Source organism: Pseudomonas sp. W3I7, assembly GCF_030816095.1.
GTDB classification, from domain to species: Bacteria; Pseudomonadota; Gammaproteobacteria; order Pseudomonadales; family Pseudomonadaceae; genus Aquipseudomonas; species Aquipseudomonas salomonii.
Map to the genome: position 1 here is coordinate 6,183,140 of NZ_JAUSXP010000001.1, position 22,123 is coordinate 6,205,262.

Genomic DNA, 22,123 nt, shown 5'->3' on the forward strand with positions numbered 1-22,123 from the left:
TCGATGGATTAATCGAGCGTTAACGTATGGCCCGGATCAGTGCAGGCCCTGGATATACTGGGAAACCGCTTCGATGTCCTTGTTGCTCAACTTGCCGGCGATGCTCTGCATGATTTTGGTATCGCCGTCGTTGGTGCGATTACCTTCACGGAAGTCCGTCAGCTGCTTGGCGATGTATTGCGCATGCTGGCCGCTCAAGTGCGGAAAGCCTGCTTCGGCAAGGCCTGCGCCGTTAGGCGAGTGGCAACCGAGGCAGGAAGGCATGCCTTTTTCCAGGTTACCGCCACGGAACAGCTCTTCACCGTGAGCCACGAGCTTCGGATCAGCAGCTCCCACACTGCCTTTCTGGCTGGCAAAATACGCCGCGAGGTCCGCCAGGTCCTGATCGCTGAGATTGGTCAGCAGGCCGGTCATTTCCAGCACCGTGCGCTTGCCGTCCTTGATGTCGTGCATCTGCTTGGTCAGGTAACGCTCACCTTGACCTGCCAGTTTGGGGAAGTTCGGCGCCGGGCTGTTGCCATCCGGTCCATGGCAAGCACCACATACGGCGGCTTTCGCTTGACCGGCAGTGGCATCACCTTTAAGGGGGCCCTCTGCAGCGACGGCAGCGCCAGTGATGCCCAGGGTCAACAGCAGACTCACGATCAGTTTGTTCATCAGCTAATCCAACTACGGCTAAGGGTTTAAGAGTTATCTACCGGGTTTACTCACCATCAACTCGTTGATGGCCTGGTAATCCTCAGTACTGCAGTCCATGCACAAACCACGCGGCGGCATTGCCTTGAAACCCTGAGTCACGTGTTGCATCAGCTTAGCCATGCAAACTCGGTTGTACAGCGCCTCTGGATCCTGTGTAGCCTGAGCGCCTAAAAGCGCGATCAGGACACCAAAAGTGCGCAACCATCAGGTCATACATCGACCTTTTCAGGGTTTGAGAGCGTTTTGCGTTCTAATGCGCAATGAAGGTCTTTCGCTCCCGTGAACTTCATCCTTCGCTGGGACAAAGCACACACAAAATCTGCGGCATTATATACTGGCGCTACTGAAACGGAAACGACACCGCTTGCCGCACCCTTTCTCGGCACCGCCCACATCGGAAATCTCATGCAACTCAAGAATCCCATCCTCGGCCTGTGCCAACAGTCCACGTTCATGCTCAGCGCCGCCAAAGTGGACCAATGCCCCGATGACGAAGGCTTTGAAGTCGCCTTTGCCGGCCGTTCCAATGCCGGTAAGTCCAGCGCGCTGAACACCCTGACCCACGCCAGCCTGGCGCGCACCTCGAAAACTCCGGGCCGCACGCAACTGCTCAATTTCTTCAAGCTAGACGATGATCGGCGTCTGGTCGACCTGCCGGGCTACGGTTATGCAAAAGTCCCTATCCCGTTGAAGCTGCACTGGCAGCGTCACCTGGAGGCGTACCTGGGTGGCCGCGAGAGTTTGAAGGGTTTGATTCTGATGATGGACATCCGTCATCCAATGACCGATTTCGACCTGCTGATGCTCGACTGGGCCGTCGCCAGCGGTATGCCAATGCATATCCTTTTGACCAAGGCCGACAAGCTGACCTACGGCGCGGCCAAGAACACCTTGCTCAAAGTGCAGTCCGAAATCCGTAAGGGTTGGGGCGACGCGATCACCATCCAGTTGTTCTCGGCGCCCAAGCGCATGGGCCTGGAAGACGCCTACACCGTACTGGCCGGCTGGATGGAATTGGCAGACAAGGGCGCGGAAATCGCCGAATAACTTTTCTGCGGGCAAAAAAAACCCCGGACTTCGTATGGGGAGGGGAAGTTCGGGGTCCAAGTTCCGGACCGCTAGGGCGGGGTCCAGATATCTGCCAACACTTAACACAACATAGGAGCATTGAAGGGCTTCACCACCCATTCAGTAACTCTGAGTCACAGTTCACGGGTTAAGTTCCGGCCGGTCAAAAAACTATTGGAAATAACCTGCGACGCTTTCTGATCTAAAGCGCTCTGCCATCACCCTCGGCAATGGCAGAGCCGCGCGGTCAGTGTGCTTCGTCCCAGTTATCGCCCACGCCCACGTCCACCACCAATGGCACGTCCAGCTTGGCCGCCGCGCTCATATGCTCGCGGATCTTCTCGCTGACTTGCTCCACCAGATCCTCACGCACCTCAAGCACCAATTCATCGTGCACCTGCAGGATCACCTTGGCGTCCAGGCCCGACTCGGTCAGCCAGTTGTCCACCAGCACCATGGCTTTCTTGATGATATCCGCTGCAGTGCCTTGCATCGGCGCGTTGATCGCCGTGCGCTCAGCGGCCGCGCGCTCCTGGGGCTTGTTGGAGTTGATGTCGGGCAGGTACAGCCGACGCCCGAAGAAGGTTTCGACATAACCCTGGTCGGCCGCCTGGGCGCGGGTGCGCTCCATGTATTCACGAACGCCCGGGTAGCGCGCAAAGTACACATCAATGTAGGCCTTGGCGGTCTTGGTATCGACGCCAATGTCCTTGCCGAGCTTCTGCGCGCCCATGCCGTAGATCAGGCCAAAGTTAATGGCCTTGGCACTGCGGCGCTGGTTCGACGTGACTTCCGTGAGCTCAACCTTGAACACTTCGGCGGCGGTGGCGGTGTGCACGTCCAGGTCATTACGGAACGCATTCATCAGCCCCTCATCCTTGGACAAGTGCGCCATGATCCGCAGCTCGATCTGCGAGTAGTCCGCCGCCAGCAATTTGTAGCCTTTGGGCGCGACAAACGCCTGGCGAATGCGCCGCCCTTCGGCAGTGCGCACCGGGATGTTCTGCAGGTTCGGATCACTGGACGACAAACGCCCGGTGGCCGCCACCGCCTGATGATAAGACGTGTGAATACGCCCGGTACGCGGGTTGATCTGCTCCGGCAGGCGATCGGTGTAGGTGCTTTTAAGCTTGCTCATGCTGCGGTACTGCATCAGTACCTTGGGCAGCAGGAAGTCATCTTCGGCCAGCTTGGCCAACACTTCTTCAGCCGTGGATGCCTGGCCTTTGCCGGTCTTTTTCAGTACCGGCAAACCGAGCTTCTCGTAGAGGATCGCCCCGAGTTGCTTGGGCGAGCCCAGGTTGAACGCTTCACCGGCGATCTCAAACGCCTGGCGCTCCAGTTCCACCATCTTGTTGCCCAGCTCGATACTCTGGATGCCCAGCAGCGCCTTATCCACCAGCGCGCCCTGGCGCTCGATACGCGCCAGCACCGGCACCAAGGGAATTTCGATGTCGGTCAGCACACTGGCAAGGCTTGGAATGGCTTCAAGCTGTGCATGCAAAGCCTGGTGCAGGCGCAGCGTCACGTCGGCATCTTCGGCCGCGTAAGGCCCAGCTTGCTCAAGCGGGATCTGATCAAACGTCAGCTGCTTGGCGCCTCTGCCGGCGATGTCCTGGAAACTCACGGTGTCGTAGTCCAGGTACTTCTTGGCCAGGCTGTCCATATCGTGCCGGGTCGCGGTGGAGTTCAGCACGTAGGATTCGAGCATGGTGTCGAAGGCAATGCCGCGCACGGTAATACCGTTGGCCTGGTCGCCGCCGATGGCACAGTTGGCCAGGATGTTCATGTCGAACTTGGCGTGCTGGCCGACCTTGAGCTTGGTCGCGTCTTCCAGCAACGGCTTCAAGGCCAGCAGTACCGTGTCACGGTCCAGTTGTTGCGGCGCACCGATGTAGGAATGGGTCAGCGGGATGTAGGCCGCTTCATGGGGCTGCACGGCAAAGGAGACACCGACCAGTTGCGCCTGCTGCGCATCGATCCCCGTGGTTTCGGTGTCGAACGCGAACAATTTTGCCGCGTTGAGCTTTTTCAGCCAGGCATCGAATGTCGCCTGGTCGAGGATCGTGGTGTAGGACGCTTCTGCGGGTGCCGCGACTTCGACGGCGTCCTCAACAACTGGAGCAGCCTTGAGCTCGACGCGCTTGGCATCGCGCTGAATCTCATCAAACCAGCTCTTGAACTCCAGCAGCGTGTACAGCTCCAGCAGTTTTTCGCGGTCGGGCTCGATCAGGTGTAAATCATCCAGGCCCACATCCAGCGGCACGTCGACCTTGATCGTCGCCAACTGATAGGACAGGAATGCCATCTCCTTATGCTCTTCCAGCTTGGCCGGCAGCGTCTTGGCGCCACGGATGGGCAAGGTCGGCACGATATCCAACTGCTCATACAGCTCTTTGATGCCGCCATTCACGCCCATCAGCAAGCCGGAAGCCGTCTTCGGACCAATGCCCGGCACGCCTGGGATGTTGTCGGACGAATCGCCCATCAGCGCCAGATAATCGATGATCTGCTCCGGAGCGACACCGAATTTCTCCTTCACGCCCTCGATGTCCATCGAGCTACCGGTCATGGTGTTGACCAAGGTAATGTGCCCGTCGACCAGCTGCGCCATGTCCTTGTCGCCGGTAGAGATCACTACCGGACGGTCAGCCGCCGCGCTGCTGCGGGCCAGGGTGCCGATTACATCATCGGCCTCGACGCCTTCAACGCACAGCAACGGGAAGCCCAGGGCGATCACGCTCTGGTGCAGGGGCTCGATTTGCAGGCGCATGTCATCGGGCATGCTCGGGCGGTTGGCCTTGTATTCAGCGTACATCTCATCGCGAAAGGTCCCACCCTTGGCGTCGAACACCACCGCGAACGGGCTGTTCGGGTACTGCTTGCGCAGGCTTTTGAGCATGTTCAACACGCCCTTGACCGCACCAGTGGGCAGGCCTTTGGACGTAGTCAGCGGTGGCAACGCGTGAAAGGCGCGGTACAGATAAGAAGAACCGTCCACCAGGACGAGGGGGGCTTGGCTCATGAGCAGGATCAACCTTTTCGGCGGGTCAGGCGCTAGAATAGCCGGACCAATGACGACAAAGGGACAAGGTTATCATGCGTACAGTAAATCGCCTGTTGTTGACCGGCTTGATTGCACTCACTCCGATAGTGGCCATGGCGGCAGATACTGCACCGTCGGGCGACCCGGAAGTTACCATTCGCACGGAAGGCGACAAGACCATTCAGGAATACCGCCAGAATGGCTTCCTGTACGCAATTAAGGTGACGCAAAAAGGCTTTCCACCGTATTTCCTGGTGCGCGCGGACGGAACCGATGCGAACTTCATCCGCTCTGACCAGCCGGATATGCTGATCCCGTCATGGAAGATCTTCGAATGGAAATGATTTCTTAATTTTAACCGGCGCCGCGCACCGCGGCGCCCGTACTGGCAGTTTAAACATGTCTGTGTTCACCCCCCTGGCTCGGCCCGAGCTGGAAACCTTTCTCGCCCCTTACGGGCTCGGCCGCCTGCTTGATTTCCAGGGGATTGCCGCCGGTAGCGAAAACACCAACTTCTTTATCAGCCTGGAACAGGGCGAATTCGTCCTGACCCTGGTTGAGCGTGGCCCAGTGGCGGAAATGCCATTCTTCATCGAACTGCTCGATGTACTCCACGACGCCGACCTGCCGGTGCCTTACGCCCTGCGTACCATCGACGGCGTGGCACTTCGCGAACTCAAGGGCAAACCGGCGCTGTTGCAACCGCGCCTGGCCGGAAAGCACATCAAGGACGCCAACGCCCAGCATTGCGCCCAGGTCGGCGACCTGCTCGGCCACCTGCACCTGGCAACGCAAGGCGACAAAGTGCTGGAGCGCAAGACTGATCGCGGCCTGGAGTGGATGCTCACTGAAGGCGCGCAGCTTATTTCACACCTGAACGACGCCCAGCAGCGCCTGCTGCAAGCGTCCTTGAGCGAAATCCAAGCCCACAAGGCCGACATCCTCGCCCTGCCGCGTGCCAACGTGCACGCCGACCTGTTCCGCGACAACGCGATGTTCGAAGGCACGCACCTCACCGGCTTGATCGACTTCTACAACGCCTGCTCAGGCCCGATGCTGTACGACGTGGCCATCGCCTTGAATGACTGGTGCTCCGACGCCGATGGCGTGATTGACGGGCAACGCGCCCGCGCCTTGCTGGGCGCCTACGCGGGGCTGCGGCCGTTTACCGCCAAGGAGGCCGAGTTGTGGCCGACCCTGCTGCGCGTGGCGTGTGTGCGCTTCTGGCTGTCACGCCTGATCGCCGCGGAATCGTTCGCCGGGCAGGATGTGCTGATCCATGACCCGGCCGAGTTCGAGCATCGGCTGGCGCAGCGTCAGCAGGTTACCGTCCACCTGCCATTCGCACTTTAAAATGTGGGAGCGGGCTTGCTCGCGAATGCGGTGGATCAGTAATAGATGTATTTACTGACACTGCGCATTCGCGAGCAAGCCCGCTCCCACATGGGTTATGTATTTGCAGTCAGAGCGACTCCAGGCACCCAGCCAAGTCATTCCCCAGCTTCTCCAGCACCTGCTCGTAACCCTGCGCCGTCGCCGGGGTATAACCGCCCAACGCATCCAGCTCCGCCAGTTTCACCGGCAAGCCCGCCACCAGTGTCTCGGCCAAACGCGGCCGTAGCGGTGGCTCGCTGAACACACAGGTCTTACCCACTTCCTGCAAACGTGTACGCATCGCCGCCACATGCTGGGCGCCTGGCTGCACTTCGGCGGCCACGCTGAACACGCCGGTGTGCTTGAGCCCGTAAGCGTCTTCGAAGTAGTCAAATGCCTCGTGGAACACGAAGTACGGCTTGTCGCCGACACTGGACAGGCGCGCCTTCAAGCGTGCATCCAACGCGTCCAGGCGCTCATCGAATGCCTTCACGTTGCTCTGATAACGCGCGGCATTGGCCGGGTCGGCAGTGCTGAGGTCAGACGCCATACGCGCTGCAATCACCCGAGCATTGACCGTCGACAACCACAAGTGCGCATCCAGGCTGCCAGGGCGGTGATCGTGGTCGTGTTCGTCGGCATCATCGGCGTGGGAGTGGCTATCTTCGGCGAACCGACGCAATTTCATCCCAGGCAGGTCCTGAACTGCCACGGTCGGCAGGCTACGCCCCTTGAGCACGCGCGGCAGGAAGCTCTCCATATCCGGGCCGATCCAATACAGCAGGTCCACCGACTGTACGCGCCGTACGTCGGATGGGCGCAAAGCATAGTTATGCGGCGATGCGCCCGGCGGCAACAGCACCTCTGGAATCGCCACGCCGTCCTGCACAGCAGCGGCGATCAACTGCAACGGTTTGATGCTGGTCAGCACCTTGACCTCAGCCTGAGCGGCCCCGGCAATGAACAAACTGGTGACAAATACGACAAAAACGGGAAAAAGTCGGGACACGATGACCACTCAATGGCGTAGGAACAGGTAACATAATAACGTCTCTATCAAATGTCTGTCGCCGCTCATGCCTAAAACACCGCTTGCCAGCCGTCCCCACGACCACTCTCACTGCGTGCACACCGCGCTGTCGGAGGCCGATACCCTGTGCGCGCAGAAAGGCTTGCGCCTGACCGCCCTGCGTCGTCGGGTGCTGGAGCTGGTGTGGCAAAGTCACAAGCCGCTGGGCGCCTACGACATTCTTGGCGTGCTCAGCGAGCAGGACGGCCGTCGTGCCGCGCCGCCGACGGTGTACCGCGCGCTGGACTTCCTGTTGGAAAACGGCCTGGTGCACCGCATCGCCTCGCTCAACGCCTTTGTCGGCTGCAGCCACCCGGAGCACGCGCACCAGGGCCAGTTCCTGATCTGCCGCGAGTGCCATGCCGCCATCGAGCTTGAACAAAAAAGCATCAGCGACGCCATCGTCAAAAGCTCCGCCGACGTGGGCTTCAAGGTCGAAGGGCAAACGGTCGAAGTGGTGGGGCTCTGCTCCGGTTGCCAGGGGGCTTGATGAGCAACGCGTTAATCCGCCTGGAGCAGGTCGGGGTCACGTTCGCCGGGCAAAACGTGCTGGATAACATCGCCCTGAGCGTCGAGCCGGGGCAGATCGTGACGCTGATCGGCCCCAATGGCGCCGGCAAGACCACGCTGGTGCGCGCCGTGCTTGGCCTGCTCAAGCCCGACACTGGCAGCGTGTGGCGCAAGCCCAAGCTGCGCGTCGGTTACATGCCGCAAAAATTACACGTCGATCCAACGCTGCCGCTGTCCGTACTGCGCTTCCTGCGCCTGGTGCCTGGCGTCGACCGCGCGCGCGCGCAGGCGGCGCTCAAGGAAGTCGGCGCCGAACAGGTCATCGACAGCCCGGTGCAGAGCATCTCCGGCGGCGAGATGCAGCGCGTATTGCTGGCCCGCGCCCTGTTGCGCGAACCCGAGCTGCTGGTCCTTGATGAGCCCGTTCAAGGCGTCGATGTTGCCGGCCAGGCCGAGCTGTACAGCCTGATCACCCGCCTGCGCGACCGCCATGGCTGCGGCGTGCTGATGGTCTCCCACGACTTGCACCTGGTGATGAGCACCACCGATCAAGTGGTGTGCCTCAACCGCCACGTGTGCTGCTCCGGCCACCCGGAACAGGTGAGCGGCGACCCGGCATTCGTCGAGCTGTTCGGCAAAAACGCCCAGAGCCTGGCGATTTACCACCACCATCACGACCACGCCCATGATTTGCATGGCGCCGTGGTCGACGATCCCGCTACGCCTCAACCCCACGTTCATGGAGATAGCTGCAAGCATGGCTGATTTTCTGCTCTACGCCCTGCTGGCAGGCTTGGCTTTGGCACTGGTGGCGGGCCCCTTGGGCTCGTTCGTGGTCTGGCGGCGCATGGCCTATTTTGGCGACACGTTGTCGCATGCCGCGCTGCTGGGCGTGGCCATGGGTTTCCTGCTGGATGTAAGCCCGACCATCGCCGTCACCGTAGGCTGCCTGCTGCTGGCAGTGCTGCTGGTAACCCTACAACAGCGCCAGCCACTGGCCTCGGACACGCTGCTGGGCATCCTCGCGCCAAGCACGCTGTCGCTGGGCCTGGTGGTGCTGAGCTTCATGCATGAAGTGCGCATCGACCTGATGGCCTACCTGTTCGGCGACCTGTTGGCGATCAGCCCCACCGACCTTGCCTGGATCCTCGGCGGCAGCGCCGCTGTGCTGGTGCTGCTGGTAACCCTGTGGCGCCCATTGCTGGCAATTACCGTGCACGAAGAGCTCGCCACCGTGGAAGGTTTGCCCGTGCCGGCGCTGCGCATGACCCTGATGCTGTTGATCGCCGTGGTGATTGCTGTCGCAATGAAGATTGTCGGCGTATTGTTGATCACGTCGCTGTTGATCATTCCCGCAGCCGCCGCCCAGCGCCATGCCCGCTCACCCGAGCAGATGGCGATCGGCGCCAGCCTGCTGGGCATGCTCGCCGTGTGCGGGGGCCTGGCGCTGTCCTGGTTCAAGGACACGCCGGCCGGGCCGTCGATTGTGGTCACGGCCGCCGCCCTGTTTCTGCTGAGTTTTGTCCTGCCCCGTCGAGGGGTGTAGACTTGCTCGCTTTTTGCGCAAATAGAGAGTCGCAGGAATGAAGCCGTTCAACTCCCGTTATCTGCTCCTTGCCGCATTTTCCCTGCTGCTGGGCGCCTGCCAAAGCACACCGCCCGCCGCCCCTCAGGCGCAGGACCCGCGTGCTGCGGCCATCGCGCAGCTGGAGCAAAACCTGGCCAGCAGTGAACTGGCCACCGCCGAAGACCAGCTGGCCGCGCTGCAAGCCCAGTCGCCCAACGACCCGGCGCTGGAAAACTACCAGCGCCAATTGGCCGAAGCCTACCTGCAGCGCAGCCAGATCGTGTTGCAAAAAGGTGATGTGAATGCCGCCGCTACGGCGTTAAGCCGCGCACGCGCCTTGATGCCCAAGGCTCCGGCGCTCACTGGCGGCGTCAACAGCGCCATCAGCCACGCCCGCAAAGCCGAGCTGGATAAAGCCGAAGCCGCCCTGAAAGCCGCTGAAGCCAAGCCACCCGCCAAGGTCATCGACCCGGCGGCTCAAAGCACCACGGTTGCGCTGAACCTCACCGATATTGAAGAACTTCGCCATCAGTTGGATGCGATCGCCACCGATGTGGTGAATTACCAGTGCGATGTGACCATTCAGGCGCCGCGCACCCAGGATTACCCGTGGTTGGCCACGTTGCTGACCAAACGGGTGAAGCGCATTGATTCGGCGTATGACCTGAAGATTCACCGGCAGATTGTGAAACACATCCCGGCGCAGGTTGTGTTGATTCCGCGTAAAACCGAATAAAGCCATTCGCAGGCAAGCCAGCTGCCACATTTGAATGTATTCACAGTTCAAAGGTGGGAGCTGGCTTGCCCGCGATAGCCATCTAACAAACAATCAAAAGCTTAAGCCGGAATCGCCTTGGCCTTAGGCTCCCGCGCCCACACCCGATGCTGCGCAATCGCCGCAAAGAATGCCTTGAAGGCCTTGGCATCCGCGCCAACAATCAACCCCGCATCCGCCTCCAGCTTAAGCTGATCCAGCAACGGCTTGGCATCACTGGCAACCGCAATCGCCTTCAAATGCTTGTATGCCTCCAACAGGAAGTGCAACGCCACACCATCACCGCTCAGCGCCTTGATCGACTCTTTACCGCCCGGTACGAACACCGCATCAAACGCAATCGACGGCATGCCTTCCATCGACGCATCCACCGGCAGGCTCTTGCCATCCGCAGTCTTCACCGGTGCCGACGTCGGCCCCAGCACCTTGGCATGCGCACCTTCGGCGGCCAGCGCCGTCTTCAGCGCCGCGATCGCCGCGCCATCCACACCGTTAGCCGCAAGAATCGCGACTTTGCGTGTTTTGATGTCGCCCGACAGCAGGTTCACCTGGCTCAACGCCGGCGACTCTTTGAGCGACGTCTTGCGTGGCGGCACTGTGCCTTTGGTCGGCGCCGGCAAACCGAGATTCTGCGCCACGCGCTTGGCCAGTTCCAGGTCGATATTGGCGAGGATCTCGTTGACCTGACGTGCGCGAATAAACTCACGCTCCACCTTGCCCAACTCGAAGCTATAGGCCGCGATAATGTGTTCTTTCTCGTGGTGGCTCATGCTGTGGAAAAACAGCGTGGCTTGGGAGAAATGGTCGCCGAACGATTCACTGCGCTCACGCACCTTGTTGGCGTCGACACGCTCGTAATACGTTTCGAACCCGCCATCTTGAGCCGCGGGTGGCGTTTCTTTCGGCCAACCGCCATCAATCGAGTTGGGCTCGTAGGACGCACGGCCCTTGTCGATCACCGTGCGATGTTGGGCATCCCGCTGGCCATTATGGAAAGGCGTGACCGGCCGGTTGATCGGCAGCTCATGAAAGTTCGGGCCACCGAGTCGGCTGATCTGCGTATCGGTATAGGAAAACAGGCGGCCTTGCAGCAGTGGGTCGTTGGTGAAGTCGATACCCGGCACGATGTGGCCTGGGCAAAAGGCGACCTGTTCGACCTCGGCAAAGAAGTTGTCCGGGTTACGGTTGAGCACCATTTTGCCCAGCGGCGTAATCGGCACCAGCTCTTCGGGGATGATCTTGGTCGGGTCGAGCAGGTCGAAGTCGAACTTGTGCTCGTCCTCTTCGGCAACGATTTGTACGCCCAATTCCCACTCAGGGTAGTCGCCGCCCTCGATCGCTTCCCACAGGTCGCGACGGTGGTGGTCGGTGTCTTTACCGGCAAGCTTTTGCGCTTCGTCCCACACCAGCGAGCAGGTGCCGACTTTCGGGTGCCAGTGGAATTTAACGAAGCTGGACTTACCTTCGGTATTGATCAACCGGAAGGTGTGAATGCCAAACCCCTGCATCGAGCGCAGGCTTTTCGGAATGGCACGGTCAGACATGGCCCACAGCACCATATGCGCCGATTCCGGCTGCAGCGAGACGAAATCCCAGAACGTATCGTGGGCCGAGCCGCCGGTAGGAATCTCGTTATGGGGCTCAGGTTTTACCGCATGCACAAAGTCCGGAAACTTGATCGCATCCTGAATGAAGAAGATCGGCATGTTGTTGCCCACCAGGTCGAAGTTGCCTTCGTCGGTGAAGAACTTCACGGCAAAGCCGCGCACGTCACGCACGGTGTCGCCCGAACCACGCGGGCCCTGCACGGTAGAGAAACGCACGAACACCGGGGTTTTATGCTCCGGGTTGCGCAGGAACCCGGCCTTGCTCAGCGCCGAATGGTTCTGATAAGTCTGGAAATAACCATGGGCGCCGGTGCCACGGGCATGCACGATGCGCTCCGGGATACGCTCATGGTCAAAGTGCGTGATTTTCTCACGCATGATGAAGTCTTCCAGCAGCGATGGGCCACGGGCGCCGACTTTAAGGGTGTTCTGGTTATCGGAAATCTTTACGCCTTGGTTGGTGCGCAGCGCCTGCCCGGTCGCATCGGAGCGAAACTCTTCGAGGGCTTGCAGCTTGGCGTTGGTGTTGCCACGGTCCAGGGTATCGGTGCCCGCAAGCTCACTCTTGGGCGGGGTGGCTGGCTTCTTGGTACTCATCAGGCAAAACTCCTTAATCAAAGTGGCCAGAGCGGACCCCCGGCTCGTTTGAGCAAAACCCCAGGCACGGCACCTGAGGAAATCGCGTTGCTTAAGTAATGACTGATGGGGTTTTTAGCCGTTCCTTTTTTATGACCTTTGATCGCGTTATTGCCAAATCACTGGATGAATGCGAAATAAATGCTAAGAAACGCTATACGGACAGGCTAAAATGCGCGCCCGGCTAACCGCTGATCCCTTTTCCATGCGCCCCACAAGGTTCGCTACGTGATCGAGTTTCATAACGTCCATAAAACCTACCGCGTCGCCGGTAAGGAAATCCCCGCACTGCACCCCACCAGCCTGCGCGTCGAAAACGGCCAGGTGTTCGGCCTGATTGGCCACTCCGGTGCGGGCAAAAGTACCCTGCTGCGCCTGATCAATCGCCTGGAGCAGCCAAGCGGCGGTCAGATCAACGTCGACGGTGAAGAAGTCACTGCCCTGGACGCCAACGGCCTGCGCCGTTTTCGCCAGCAAGTCGGGATGATCTTCCAGCACTTCAACCTGCTGGCGTCCAAGACCGTTGCCGACAACGTGGCATTGCCGCTGACCCTGGCCGGCGAGTTGTCGCGTAAAGACATCGACCTGCGCGTGGCTGAACTGCTCGCCCGCGTGGGCCTTTCGGACCATGCCAGGAAGTACCCGGCGCAGTTGTCCGGCGGCCAGAAGCAGCGCGTCGGCATCGCCCGCGCCCTGGCGACCAAACCGAAGATTTTGCTGTGCGACGAAGCCACCAGCGCCCTCGACCCGCAAACCACCGCCTCGGTGCTCAAACTGCTGGCCGAGATCAACCGCGAGTTGAAGCTGACCATCGTACTGATCACCCATGAAATGGACGTGATCCGCCGCGTGTGCGATCAGGTCGCCGTGATGGACGCCGGCGTGATCGTCGAGCAAGGCTCGGTGGCCGAGGTGTTCCTGCACCCCAAGCACCCGACCACCAAGCGCTTCGTGCAAGAAGCCGAGCAAGTCGATGAAGGCGAGCAGCGTGACGTGTTCGCCCATGTACCGGGCCGCATCGTGCGCCTGACGTTCCAGGGCGAAGCGACCTACGCTCCATTGCTGGGTACCGTCGCCCGTGAAACGGGAGTGGACTACAGCATCCTTGCCGGTCGCATCGACCACATCAAAGACACCCCCTACGGGCAACTGACCCTGGCCATCACCGGCGGTGACATGGAAGCGGCCTTCGCCCGCTTTACCGCAGCCGATGTGCACATGGAGGTACTGCGTTAATGGACGCGTTACTGCATTATTTCGACAAAGTTGACTGGGCCGACATCTGGGTTGCCACCGGCGACACCATGCTGATGCTCAGCACCTCGCTGGTTTTCACCGTACTGGTTGGCTTGCCGCTGGGCGTTCTGCTGTTTCTGTTCAGCCCACGTCAGTTGCTCGAGCAGAAAGCCACCTATGGCGTGCTGGCATTTATCGTCAACGCCATACGCTCTCTGCCGTTTATCATTCTGCTGATTGTGATGATCCCTACGACGATCTTTATCACCGGCACTTCGCTCGGCGTGGCCGGTGCGATCCCACCCTTGGTGGTGGGCGCTTCGACGTTCTTCGCGCGGCTGGTGGAAACTGCATTGCGCGAGGTGGATCGCGGCATCATCGAGGCGACTCAAGCCATGGGCGCCACCACTCGGCAGATCATCACCAAGGCACTGCTGCCCGAGGCTAAACCCGGCATCATTGCGGCAATCACCGTCACTGCCATTGCCCTGGTGGGTTACACCGCCATGGCTGGCGTCGTGGGTGCTGGCGGGCTGGGTGACCTGGCGATCCGCTATGGTTACCAACGCTTCCAGGATGACGTAATGGTCGTCACCGTGGTGATGTTGATTGTGCTGGTACAGATTCTGCAAACCATCGGCGATAAGCTGGTGACACACTACTCTCGAAAATAACGGCCATTGCCGGCCCCCGCCGGCACATGCCCGAACAAGGAGCTTGTTGGATGAAAAAACTACTGGTTGCTTTCGCCGCCGTTGCCGCGTTTTCTGCCCACGCTGCCGAGACTATTACAGTCGCTGCATCGCCGGTGCCCCACGCGGAAATCCTCGAATTCGTGAAGCCTGTACTCGCCAAAGAAGGCGTGGACTTGCAGGTCAAAGTCTTCACCGACTACGTGCAGCCAAACGTACAGGTGGCTGAAAAGCGCCTGGACGCCAACTTCTTCCAGCACCAGCCGTACCTGGATGAGTTCAACAAAACCAAGGGCACTCACTTGGTGAGCGTCGCTGCCGTGCACCTGGAGCCTCTGGGCGCCTACTCCAGCAAATACAAAAAACTGGATGAGCTGCCAGATGGCGCCAACGTGGTGATCCCGAACGACGCCACCAACGGCGGTCGCGCCCTGTTGCTGCTGGCCAAGCACAACCTGATCACCCTGAAGGATCCGACCAACATCCTGTCGACCATCAAGGACATTACCGGCAACCCGAAAAACCTGAAATTCCGCGAACTGGAAGCCGCGACCCTGCCGCGCGTGCTGACCCAGGTCGACCTGGCGCTGATCAACACCAACTACGCCCTGGAAGCCAAGCTGGACCCATCCAAGGACGCCCTGGTGATCGAAGGCAACGACTCGCCTTACGTGAACATCCTGGTGACCCGCGACGACAACAAGGATTCCGACGCCGTGAAGAAGCTGGTTGCAGCCCTGCACACGCCGCAAGTGAAAGCGTTCATTCTTGAGAAGTACAAAGGCGCGATTCTGCCGGCGTTCTGATCAAACCCGATCTTCACAACACCGAAGATCAAAAAATGTGGGAGCGGGCTTGCTCGCGAAGGCGGTGGTTCAGTCACTTACTAGTCGACTGACACTGCGCTTTCGCGAGCAAGCCCGCTCCCACATTTGTTTTGTGTTGATTGAAAGATCCGAGTTCTGACTCGACGCTCAACCCTTGCACAAAACCACTGTGGGAGCTGGCTTGCCTGCTCCCACAGGTTATTTGTGTTGTGGGTTAGGTAAGTGATTGGCCTACTTGCGCTGTAGCAAACCCGGCAACTGTGCCACCAGCTTTGTTTTGCGTGGCTTTTGCTATCAGCGCAGGGCTGGCACCACCTCATGGGTCAGCCATTGGCGCAGGCACCGGTTCTCCGGGTAGTAGTGGTAGATAAGCAGCGCATAGACGCCAGACTCACTGACCATCAACGTCGGCGCACAGTGGCCATGAGTGATCAGCGGCAACGTGTGTTGTTGGTCGGGATCGAGCTTGCGCAGTAACGCCGGGTTTAGGTGCAGGCCCATCAGATGGCCGATGTCGGAGGCGCTGAACCAGGGTTGGCTGTCAACCAGCACGGCGTGCAGCTGGTGATGATGGCGGGTGAAGACTTTGGGTGTGATCGGTGGATCAGGGGTAAGTGTTTGCACGGTCTAGCTCCTAACGTATCAAGGGACCGCCAAGCACTACTTCCACGTAATGGGTGGCGGCTGTACGCAGGTGTGGAAGACCGGGACGTTAGGCACCCGGCGCACTCGAAAGCGCCCCGCGCACAGCCACCATAAAACACAGACAAGAAAAAGCGCCTGACACTAGGTGGCGCTTTGTGCGCCTAACGATATAAGGGCTTCCACACCCTGTCACTGAATTTGCAGCGACAGGCCAAAGACTAGCCACCCCAACACCGTCCAACAAGTTCACGCACAGCGCGACAACACGTGGGAAATCTCCGACGACACCCTGTTCAAATCTTGCACAAAACCCAATGTGGGAGCGGGCTTGCTCGCGAAAGCGGAGTGTCAGTCACCCAATTTATCGACTGAACCACCGCCTTCGCGAGCAAGCCCGCTCCCACATGTGTTTAGTGTTGATTGAAAGATCTTGAGTTCTGACTCGACGCTCAACCCTTGCACAAAACCACTGTGGGAGCTGGCTTGCCTGCGATGGCGGTGGGTCAGCAACTGAGATGCAAGCTGGGCCACCGCTATGGCAGGCAAGCCAGCGCCCACAGGTTATTTGTGTTGTGGGTTAGGTAAGTGATTGGCCTACTTGCGCTGTAGCAAACCCGGCAACTGCGCCACCAGCTTCTGGTTATTCAACGGCGCACGTATGAACCCACGCTGCGTGCCATCCGGGCCGATCAGCGCCAGGTTGCCGCTGTGGTCCACGGTGTAGTTGGGCTTGCTGGTATCGGCCGGAATAAACGGAATGCTCACCGCATTCGAGACTTTCTGCACATCTTCCACATTCGCGCCGGTCAGGCCTTCGAATTGCGGGTCGAAGTAGCCCAGGTATTGCTTGAGCTGGGTCGGTGTGTCGCGGTTGGGGTCGACGCTGACCAGGATCACCTGCAACTTATCCACCGCCTCTTTAGGCAGCTCGCTCTTGATCTGGCGCAGTTGCGCGAGGGTGGTCGGGCAGATGTCGGGGCAGAAGGTGTAGCCAAAGAACAGCAGGCTCCACTTGCCTTTCAACTCATTGACCACCACTGGCTGGCCGTCCTGATTGGTCATGGTCACCGGCGGCAGCTGGCGGCTTTGCGGCAGCAGGATAATGCCGGCGTCGATCAGTGCGGTAGGGTCGCCCTGGCCTTTGCCGCTCAGCACTTTGTTAACGGTCAGGCCCATGATCAACGCGACGATGGCCACCAGGATAAAGACGGTTTTTTGAGTTCGAGTCATAGGTTCAACAATAGGTAGTGGTCGACGAGCAGCGCGATAAACAGCAGCAGCAAGTACCAGATAGAGTACTTGAAGGTGTTGATCGCCGCGTGCGGCTTGCTGCCACGGTACAGCACCCAGGCCCATTGCAGAAAGCGCCCGCCCAACACCAGCGCACACGCCAGGTACAGCAGGCCGCTCATATGGATCACATAGGGCATGAAGCTCACCGCCAGCAGGGCGAAGGTGTAGAGCAGGATATGCACCTTGGTGTAGTGCTCGCCGTGGGTGACCGGCAGCATCGGGATATCGGCCTTGGCGTATTCCTCTTTGCGGTGAATGGCCAGGGCCCAGAAGTGCGGCGGGGTCCAGGCAAAAATGATCAGCACCAGCAGCAGCGGCTCGGCGCTGACATGCCCGGTAACCGCGACCCAGCCGAGCAGCGGCGGCGCAGCACCGGCCAGGCCGCCGATAACGATATTTTGCGGCGTGGCGCGCTTGAGGAAACCGGTGTAGATCACCGCGTAACCCAGCAATGAGGCCAGCGTGAGCCAGGCCGCCAAGGGGTTGGTGAACGCCAGCAGCAAGGCCAAACCTGCAACAGCCAGAAACAATGCAAAGGCCAAGGCCGCCACGGGCGACACGCGCCCTTCTGCCAACGGCCGTTTATGGGTGCGCGCCATCACCGCGTCGATGCGCCGATCCACCACATGGTTGACCGCTGCCGCGCCACCGGCGCACAGGGCAATGCCCAAATTGCCGAACACCAGCACCGTCCACGGCACCCCGGCGCGCGTCGCGAGGAACATGCCCACCAAGGACGTGATGAGCATCAGCACCACCACTTTCGGCTTGGTCAGCTCCAGGTAATCGCGCCAGATCGCTTGATCGTGACGCGCGCCGATCAAGGTCGCCATGGCATCTCTCCTTTAAGGGTGATGAGGCCCGACACGTGCTTGCGCGGGATAAAGCGCCAGCCAAACGGCAGCTGATTGCGCACCCGGACCAGGCTGGTGCGGGCGTGGTAATTGACCAGCACCAGCGTCAGCAGTAAACCCGCCCCGCCTGCGTTGTGCCCGACCGCCACCGGCAGCGGCAAGCCGAACGCCACATTGCTCACGCCCAGGCAGATTTGCGCCGCGAGGGCGATCAGCAGCAGGCCTGCCAGCCGCGTCATGCCCACGGCGCGCAATTGCCAGGCCAGCCCCAGCAGCACCAGCGTCACCAGCACCGCGCCGATGCGATGGGTCAGGTGGATGGCCGTGCGCGCTTCACTGTCGAGCTGGCCGCCGAGGTAATTGGGGCCGATATGCTGGGTGAGGTGAAACCCGTTGGCAAAGTCCGCCGCCGGCCACCACTCGCCATGGCACGTCGGCAAGTCGACACAGGCCACGGCTGCGTAGTTGGAACTGACCCAACCGCCCAGCGCGATCTGCCCGATCACCAGCACCAGACCCGCCGTGCCCCAATATTGCAGGCGCCTGGGCACGATCAATGCGGGCAGCACGCCGGACAGTCGCAATGTCAGCAGAAACAGCAGGCTCAATGTGGCAAAGCCGCCGAGCAAATGCCCCGTGACCACTTGCGGCCACAGCTTCAACGTCACCGTCCACATACCGAACGCCGCCTGGGCAAACACCACCGCCAACACAAACAGCGGCAATTTTACTGGCTGCCCCGGATCACGCCGATGGTTCCACGAGCGCGCCGCCAGCAGCACGATCAGCAGGCCCAAGGTGCCGGCAAAGTAGCGATGGGTCATCTCGGCCCAGCCCTTGTCGGCCTCTACCGGCGTATCGGGAAAATGCAGCTCGGCATGCGCCAGCTGGGCTTCGCTTTGCGGCACGCTGATAAAACCGTAGCAGCCGGGCCAGTCCGGGCAGCCGAGGCCGGCGTGGGTCAGGCGCGTGTAGGCGCCGAGCAGCACGACCAGCAGCGCCAGCAAAGTGGCAAACAACGCGAGGCGAAATCCAGGTTTGGCCATGACGATGCCCTTATCCGATGTTCGACAGTTTCAGCAGCAAGCGCAGGTCGTTGAGCAAGTCCTTGCCCTTGACCTTGGCGTCGTAGCGCAGCACCAGATTGCCGTGCGGGTCGACGATCCACAGTTGCGCATCACCCGGCGCAGCCGCGTTTTTACTGAAGGTGGTCAGGTCCAGCGGGTAGCGCTGCAGTTGCGGGTATTCGGCCTTGAGCTTGGTCTCGTAATCCGAGCTCACCGGCTGCGCGCTGGCCAGGGCATGGCTGGCGCGGGAGGCATCGCGGCCCAGGCTGATTTGCAGCTGGCGCGCCAGGTACACCAGCTGCTGGCAGTCGGCGGCGCAGGCGGTGGGCGCGGTAACCAGCAGTTGCCAACGCTCTTCATCGGCCTGCACGCCGATGTCGGCGCGGGTCTGGCCGTTTGCCGATCATCTCGCCGTGGTAGCTGCGGCTGTCGGGCACCCAGAACTGCAACTTGTACATAAAGGTGGCGAGCGCCATCGGGCCGATCACCATCATCAGGATCAAAATCAGCTGCCAGCGGCCTTTGCGCCGGTCGGGCGCCTCAGACGTGCTGGGTGGATTCATGGCCGCTCCCATGGGGTTTCTCCTTTTTGTTATGCCATCCGAGGTAGAGGTAAAGCGCCAGCAACGCCAGTGCCATGGCGAACCACTGCACGGCGTAGCCCAAGTGTTTTTCCGGGCCCATGGCGACCACCGGCCAGGTCGTGTCGTAGGTGCCGGGGCCAGGTTCGGCGCGCAGCTCATAGGCGAAACCGTTGCGGCCCAACTCCGCCCAGAGCGCGGCGGGATGCAGCGCGGTCAGCAAGCGCGGCCATTGCGTAGTGGCGGGGTCGGCATGCAGTTGGAAGGTTTCGCCGGGGGCGACGTACACCCAGGCATCCAGATTCAACGGTTGTTCGGGCGTGGTGAACACGGGCGGCGTGCGCCGATCCGGCCAGGGCAGCCAGCCGCGATTGAACAACAGCCATTCGCCGCTGGCCTGGTCGTGAAAGGGCTGCAAGAGCTCAACACCGGCTTTGCCGTCGCGCATACGGTTGTCGAGCAGCACGCTGTGTTCGGCGTCGAATTGGCCGCGCAGGCGCACGCGGCGAAAGGCCGGGTCAGCCATGCCCTGAAGCTGCACGCTGCTGACCGGCTCAGCCACGCGCCGTTCGGCATAGCTGTCCACCAGCAGCTGTTTTTCATGCCCGCGAGTCAATTGCCAGAACCCCAGGCCCACCATCAACGGCAGCAGCACCAGCACCACCAGCGTGGGAGCGAGCCCTGGGCGAAAGTCTTTTATGGCGCTGGCTATACTTGTTTTCATTGCCCGCCTTTTCATTGCCCGCCCATCCGAATGGAACCTGACCATGCTCAAAGCAGCCATTGCCCTGATGCTGATCGCGACTGTCGTGAGCCTGTTCAGTGGCTTGTTCTTTCTGGTCAAGGACGAGGGCAACTCCAACCGCCTCGTCACTGCCTTGACCGTGCGTGTTGTACTGGCCGCGATCACCGTGGGCTTGATCGCCTGGGGCTTTTTCAGCGGCCAGTTGGTCTCTCATGCACCGTGGTAAAACGCCTCACAGCACATAAACGAAGAAAAACAGGCCGATCCACACCACATCCACAAAGTGCCAATACCAACTGGCGGCCTCAAAACCGAACTGGTGCTCGGCGTTGAAGTGCCCCTTGAGGATGCGCATCAGCATCACAAACAGAATGATGGTGCCGATGGTCACGTGGGCGCCGTGAAAGCCGGTGAGCATGAAGAACGTCGCGCCGTACACGCCAGATCCGAGGGTCAGGCCCAGCTCTTTGTAAGCGTGCATGTACTCCTCGGCCTGAAAGCCCAAAAACGCCCAACCCAGTAGCACCGTCAGCGCCAGCCAGATTTTCAGCGCACCGCGATGGCCCTTGCGCAATGCATGGTGGGCGATGGTGATGGTCACGCTGGAGCTGACCAGCAAGATCGTATTGACCAGCGGCAAGCCCCACGGGCTGATGGTGCCTTCGGGCGGCGGGTACATTTTCGGGTCAGGGTTGTTGAGCAGCGGCCAGGCAAATTCGAAGTTCGGCCACAGCATGTGCGCGACGCCCTTGGAGCCTTCGCCCGCCAGCCATGGCGCGGACATATGCCGCACGTAAAACAGTGCACCGAAGAACGCGATAAAGAACATCACCTCGGAAAAGATGAACCAGCTCATGCCCCAGCGGAACGAGCGATCCATCTGCGCGCTGTACAAACCGGCGCGGCTTTCCTTGATCACCGCGCCGAACCAGCCGAACAGCATGTAGGCCAGCAACAGGCCGCCGACGAAAAAGATCCACGGGCCGTGGGATTCCGGGCGCGCTGCCTTGAGGTCGTTGAACCACACGGCCAGGCCGTACACCGTGATCAACATGCCAAACGTAGCAATTATTGGCCATTTGCTTTGCGCTGGTACGTAGTACGTATCATGAGACGACATGTATTCGCTCTCCTGATTGAGGGGGCAAACAGTAGCTAGCCGCCGGTACGGACGGCCACCGGCGGTTGGCGCGCAGTGATGTCAAACAGCGTGTATGCCAGGGTCAAATGCTTCACATCCTTGGGCATGTCGCGATCGACGATAAAGCGCACGGGCATTTCAATGCGCTGACCTGGCTGCAGCACTTGCTGGGTGAAGCAAAAACATTCGGTCTTGTGGAAATACATCGCCGCTTCGGCCGGGGAAATACTCGGTACAGCCTGGGCAGTCATGGGTTTGTCAGTGGGGTTGTAGGCCACGAACAGCATCTCGGTGACAGCGCCGGGGTTGACCACGACCTCATCGGCTTTGGAGTGGAATTCCCAGACCATGTCGATGGCATTGGTGGACATGAACTGCACGCGCACCTGACGCGTAGGGTCCACCAACTGCTCACCTTCATACTGCCCGGCGGTCTTGCCGTTGATGCCGAACGCCTTGCACATCACGTCGTAGATCGGCACCAGGGCGAAGCCGAAGGCGAACATGGCCACGACCAGGATCAGCAGGCGGGTGACCAGGCGCTTGATGGGGACGGATTCAAGCATGGCGCTCACCCGGCTTTTGATGTTCTGTGGGAGCTGGCTTGCCTGCGATGAGGCCCTGGCAGGCGATAGATTCGGCGCCTGACACACCGCTATCGCAGGCAAGCCAGCTCCCACAGGAGACCGAT

General features: G+C 60.4%; 23 protein-coding genes and 1 pseudogene. 11 read left to right on the forward strand and 13 right to left on the reverse strand.

The window, feature by feature from the left end; translation table 11 throughout:
* Nucleotides 1-36 precede the first annotated feature (36 nt).
* Nucleotides 37-657 (reverse strand): cytochrome c, encoded by a 621-nt coding sequence (locus tag QF043_RS28250; RefSeq protein ID WP_307421007.1) that lies wholly within the window; start codon nucleotides 655-657, stop codon nucleotides 37-39.
* Between the two features lie 33 nt (nucleotides 658-690).
* The gene (locus tag QF043_RS28255; protein ID WP_307421009.1) at nucleotides 691-900 is read right to left on the reverse strand and encodes a cytochrome; all 210 of its coding nucleotides are present in this window, start codon (nucleotides 898-900) and stop codon (nucleotides 691-693) included.
* A 204-nt stretch (nucleotides 901-1,104) separates the two neighbouring features.
* On the opposite strand from QF043_RS28255, the gene yihA reads away from it, so the two are divergent.
* A complete protein-coding gene (gene yihA, locus QF043_RS28260; RefSeq protein WP_042943980.1) occupies nucleotides 1,105-1,746 on the forward strand; it encodes a ribosome biogenesis GTP-binding protein YihA/YsxC in 642 nt (213 codons plus the stop codon).
* Nucleotides 1,747-2,014: 268 nt separating this feature from the next.
* Here yihA and polA read toward each other — a convergent pair whose 3' ends face one another.
* On the reverse strand, nucleotides 2,015-4,792 hold the full coding sequence (gene polA, locus QF043_RS28265; protein WP_307421013.1) for a DNA polymerase I: 2,778 nt from the start codon (nucleotides 4,790-4,792) through the stop codon (nucleotides 2,015-2,017).
* 74 nt (nucleotides 4,793-4,866) lie between these two features.
* On the opposite strand from polA, the gene QF043_RS28270 reads away from it, so the two are divergent.
* Together QF043_RS28270 and QF043_RS28275 are read left to right on the forward strand one after the other, a co-directional pair.
* Nucleotides 4,867-5,157 (forward strand): DUF2782 domain-containing protein, encoded by a 291-nt coding sequence (locus QF043_RS28270; protein ID WP_017139093.1) that lies wholly within the window; start codon nucleotides 4,867-4,869, stop codon nucleotides 5,155-5,157.
* Between the two features lie 55 nt (nucleotides 5,158-5,212).
* Nucleotides 5,213-6,166 (forward strand): homoserine kinase, encoded by a 954-nt coding sequence (locus QF043_RS28275; protein WP_307421014.1) that lies wholly within the window; start codon nucleotides 5,213-5,215, stop codon nucleotides 6,164-6,166.
* Between the two features lie 109 nt (nucleotides 6,167-6,275).
* Here the strand turns inward: QF043_RS28275 and QF043_RS28280 are convergent, their stop codons facing one another.
* Entirely contained in the window at nucleotides 6,276-7,205 is a 930-nt protein-coding gene (locus tag QF043_RS28280) for a zinc ABC transporter substrate-binding protein (RefSeq protein WP_307421016.1), read from the reverse strand.
* A gap of 58 nt (nucleotides 7,206-7,263) precedes the next feature.
* Here QF043_RS28280 and zur point away from each other — a divergent pair, with 58 nt between their 5' ends.
* From zur to QF043_RS28300, 4 genes are read left to right on the forward strand one after another with little or no spacing between them, the layout of a single operon-like run.
* Nucleotides 7,264-7,746, forward strand: a complete 483-nt coding sequence (gene zur / locus QF043_RS28285; protein WP_056861009.1) for a zinc uptake transcriptional repressor Zur — start codon at nucleotides 7,264-7,266, stop codon at nucleotides 7,744-7,746.
* Nucleotides 7,746-8,531 (forward strand): zinc ABC transporter ATP-binding protein ZnuC, encoded by a 786-nt coding sequence (gene znuC / locus QF043_RS28290; protein WP_056861008.1) that lies wholly within the window; start codon nucleotides 7,746-7,748, stop codon nucleotides 8,529-8,531. The genes zur and znuC overlap by 1 nt, the downstream gene beginning before the upstream one ends.
* A complete protein-coding gene (gene znuB, locus QF043_RS28295) occupies nucleotides 8,524-9,312 on the forward strand; it encodes a zinc ABC transporter permease subunit ZnuB (protein ID WP_058421933.1) in 789 nt (262 codons plus the stop codon). The genes znuC and znuB overlap by 8 nt, the downstream gene beginning before the upstream one ends.
* Before the next feature lie 37 nt (nucleotides 9,313-9,349).
* Nucleotides 9,350-10,069, forward strand: a complete 720-nt coding sequence (locus QF043_RS28300; RefSeq protein WP_307421020.1) for a PA5502 family lipoprotein — start codon at nucleotides 9,350-9,352, stop codon at nucleotides 10,067-10,069.
* Nucleotides 10,070-10,170: 101 nt separating this feature from the next.
* Here the strand turns inward: QF043_RS28300 and katE are convergent, their stop codons facing one another.
* Complete coding sequence (katE, locus tag QF043_RS28305; protein WP_307421021.1) at nucleotides 10,171-12,312, reverse strand: catalase HPII; 2,142 nt, start codon at nucleotides 12,310-12,312, stop codon at nucleotides 10,171-10,173.
* 267 nt (nucleotides 12,313-12,579) lie between these two features.
* Between katE and QF043_RS28310 the strand changes: the two genes are divergently transcribed.
* Genes QF043_RS28310 through QF043_RS28320 form a run of 3 tightly spaced genes read left to right on the forward strand, consistent with a single transcriptional unit; the run spans nucleotide 12,580 to nucleotide 15,085 of the window.
* The gene (locus tag QF043_RS28310) at nucleotides 12,580-13,587 is read left to right on the forward strand and encodes a methionine ABC transporter ATP-binding protein (RefSeq protein WP_307421023.1); all 1,008 of its coding nucleotides are present in this window, start codon (nucleotides 12,580-12,582) and stop codon (nucleotides 13,585-13,587) included.
* Entirely contained in the window at nucleotides 13,587-14,261 is a 675-nt protein-coding gene (locus QF043_RS28315) for a methionine ABC transporter permease (protein ID WP_065931971.1), read from the forward strand. Before QF043_RS28310 ends, QF043_RS28315 begins: the two co-directional genes overlap by 1 nt.
* A gap of 50 nt (nucleotides 14,262-14,311) precedes the next feature.
* Nucleotides 14,312-15,085, forward strand: a complete 774-nt coding sequence (locus QF043_RS28320; protein WP_307421024.1) for a MetQ/NlpA family ABC transporter substrate-binding protein — start codon at nucleotides 14,312-14,314, stop codon at nucleotides 15,083-15,085.
* 315 nt (nucleotides 15,086-15,400) lie between these two features.
* Here QF043_RS28320 and QF043_RS28325 read toward each other — a convergent pair whose 3' ends face one another.
* The 6 genes and pseudogenes from QF043_RS28325 to QF043_RS28350 form a co-directional block, all read right to left on the reverse strand.
* Nucleotides 15,401-15,730 carry a Bro-N domain-containing protein gene (locus tag QF043_RS28325; protein WP_307421025.1) on the reverse strand — a complete coding sequence of 110 codons (330 nt, stop codon included), beginning with the start codon at nucleotides 15,728-15,730 and terminating at the stop codon, nucleotides 15,401-15,403.
* A gap of 615 nt (nucleotides 15,731-16,345) precedes the next feature.
* Entirely contained in the window at nucleotides 16,346-16,981 is a 636-nt protein-coding gene (locus tag QF043_RS28330; protein WP_056861000.1) for an SCO family protein, read from the reverse strand.
* Nucleotides 16,978-17,877 carry a heme o synthase gene (cyoE, locus tag QF043_RS28335; RefSeq protein WP_065931975.1) on the reverse strand — a complete coding sequence of 300 codons (900 nt, stop codon included), beginning with the start codon at nucleotides 17,875-17,877 and terminating at the stop codon, nucleotides 16,978-16,980. The genes QF043_RS28330 and cyoE overlap by 4 nt, the downstream gene beginning before the upstream one ends.
* Nucleotides 17,865-18,944, reverse strand: coding sequence for a heme A synthase (locus QF043_RS28340; protein WP_307421026.1), 1,080 nt, complete (start codon nucleotides 18,942-18,944; stop codon nucleotides 17,865-17,867). Before QF043_RS28340 ends, cyoE begins: the two co-directional genes overlap by 13 nt.
* Before the next feature lie 10 nt (nucleotides 18,945-18,954).
* Nucleotides 18,955-19,540, reverse strand: a pseudogene (locus QF043_RS28345) (hypothetical protein).
* A complete protein-coding gene (locus QF043_RS28350; RefSeq protein ID WP_307421027.1) occupies nucleotides 19,506-20,270 on the reverse strand; it encodes an SURF1 family protein in 765 nt (254 codons plus the stop codon). The pseudogene QF043_RS28345 and the gene QF043_RS28350 overlap by 35 nt, the downstream one beginning before the upstream one ends.
* 43 nt (nucleotides 20,271-20,313) lie before the next feature.
* Here QF043_RS28350 and QF043_RS28355 point away from each other — a divergent pair, with 43 nt between their 5' ends.
* On the forward strand, nucleotides 20,314-20,517 hold the full coding sequence (locus QF043_RS28355; RefSeq protein ID WP_016969525.1) for a twin transmembrane helix small protein: 204 nt from the start codon (nucleotides 20,314-20,316) through the stop codon (nucleotides 20,515-20,517).
* 6 nt (nucleotides 20,518-20,523) lie between these two features.
* Here the strand turns inward: QF043_RS28355 and QF043_RS28360 are convergent, their stop codons facing one another.
* Both QF043_RS28360 and QF043_RS28365 read right to left on the reverse strand, forming a co-directional pair.
* Nucleotides 20,524-21,411: a cytochrome c oxidase subunit 3 gene (locus tag QF043_RS28360; protein ID WP_307421028.1), complete on the reverse strand. Its 888-nt coding sequence runs from the start codon at nucleotides 21,409-21,411 to the stop codon at nucleotides 20,524-20,526.
* A gap of 35 nt (nucleotides 21,412-21,446) precedes the next feature.
* Nucleotides 21,447-21,998 (reverse strand): cytochrome c oxidase assembly protein, encoded by a 552-nt coding sequence (locus QF043_RS28365; protein WP_307421029.1) that lies wholly within the window; start codon nucleotides 21,996-21,998, stop codon nucleotides 21,447-21,449.
* Between the last annotated feature and the right edge of the window lie 125 nt (nucleotides 21,999-22,123).

Bases quoted from the DNA above. Each gene is read 5' to 3' on its own strand.
- QF043_RS28250 (WP_307421007.1), bottom strand. From the start codon at position 657: ATGAACAAACTGATCGTGAGTCTGCTGTTGACCCTGGGCATCACTGGC.
- yihA (WP_042943980.1), top strand. From the start codon at position 1,105: ATGCAACTCAAGAATCCCATCCTCGGCCTGTGCCAACAGTCCACGTTC.
- polA (WP_307421013.1), bottom strand. From the start codon at position 4,792: ATGAGCCAAGCCCCCCTCGTCCTGGTGGACGGTTCTTCTTATCTGTAC.
- QF043_RS28270 (WP_017139093.1), top strand. From the start codon at position 4,867: ATGCGTACAGTAAATCGCCTGTTGTTGACCGGCTTGATTGCACTCACT.
- QF043_RS28275 (WP_307421014.1), top strand. From the start codon at position 5,213: ATGTCTGTGTTCACCCCCCTGGCTCGGCCCGAGCTGGAAACCTTTCTC.
- zur (WP_056861009.1), top strand. From the start codon at position 7,264: ATGCCTAAAACACCGCTTGCCAGCCGTCCCCACGACCACTCTCACTGC.
- znuC (WP_056861008.1), top strand. From the start codon at position 7,746: ATGAGCAACGCGTTAATCCGCCTGGAGCAGGTCGGGGTCACGTTCGCC.
- znuB (WP_058421933.1), top strand. From the start codon at position 8,524: ATGGCTGATTTTCTGCTCTACGCCCTGCTGGCAGGCTTGGCTTTGGCA.
- QF043_RS28300 (WP_307421020.1), top strand. From the start codon at position 9,350: ATGAAGCCGTTCAACTCCCGTTATCTGCTCCTTGCCGCATTTTCCCTG.
- katE (WP_307421021.1), bottom strand. From the start codon at position 12,312: ATGAGTACCAAGAAGCCAGCCACCCCGCCCAAGAGTGAGCTTGCGGGC.
- QF043_RS28315 (WP_065931971.1), top strand. From the start codon at position 13,587: ATGGACGCGTTACTGCATTATTTCGACAAAGTTGACTGGGCCGACATC.
- QF043_RS28320 (WP_307421024.1), top strand. From the start codon at position 14,312: ATGAAAAAACTACTGGTTGCTTTCGCCGCCGTTGCCGCGTTTTCTGCC.
- QF043_RS28330 (WP_056861000.1), bottom strand. From the start codon at position 16,981: ATGACTCGAACTCAAAAAACCGTCTTTATCCTGGTGGCCATCGTCGCG.
- cyoE (WP_065931975.1), bottom strand. From the start codon at position 17,877: ATGGCGACCTTGATCGGCGCGCGTCACGATCAAGCGATCTGGCGCGAT.
- QF043_RS28340 (WP_307421026.1), bottom strand. From the start codon at position 18,944: ATGGCCAAACCTGGATTTCGCCTCGCGTTGTTTGCCACTTTGCTGGCG.
- QF043_RS28350 (WP_307421027.1), bottom strand. From the start codon at position 20,270: ATGAAAACAAGTATAGCCAGCGCCATAAAAGACTTTCGCCCAGGGCTC.
- QF043_RS28355 (WP_016969525.1), top strand. From the start codon at position 20,314: ATGCTCAAAGCAGCCATTGCCCTGATGCTGATCGCGACTGTCGTGAGC.
- QF043_RS28360 (WP_307421028.1), bottom strand. From the start codon at position 21,411: ATGTCGTCTCATGATACGTACTACGTACCAGCGCAAAGCAAATGGCCA.
- QF043_RS28365 (WP_307421029.1), bottom strand. From the start codon at position 21,998: ATGCTTGAATCCGTCCCCATCAAGCGCCTGGTCACCCGCCTGCTGATC.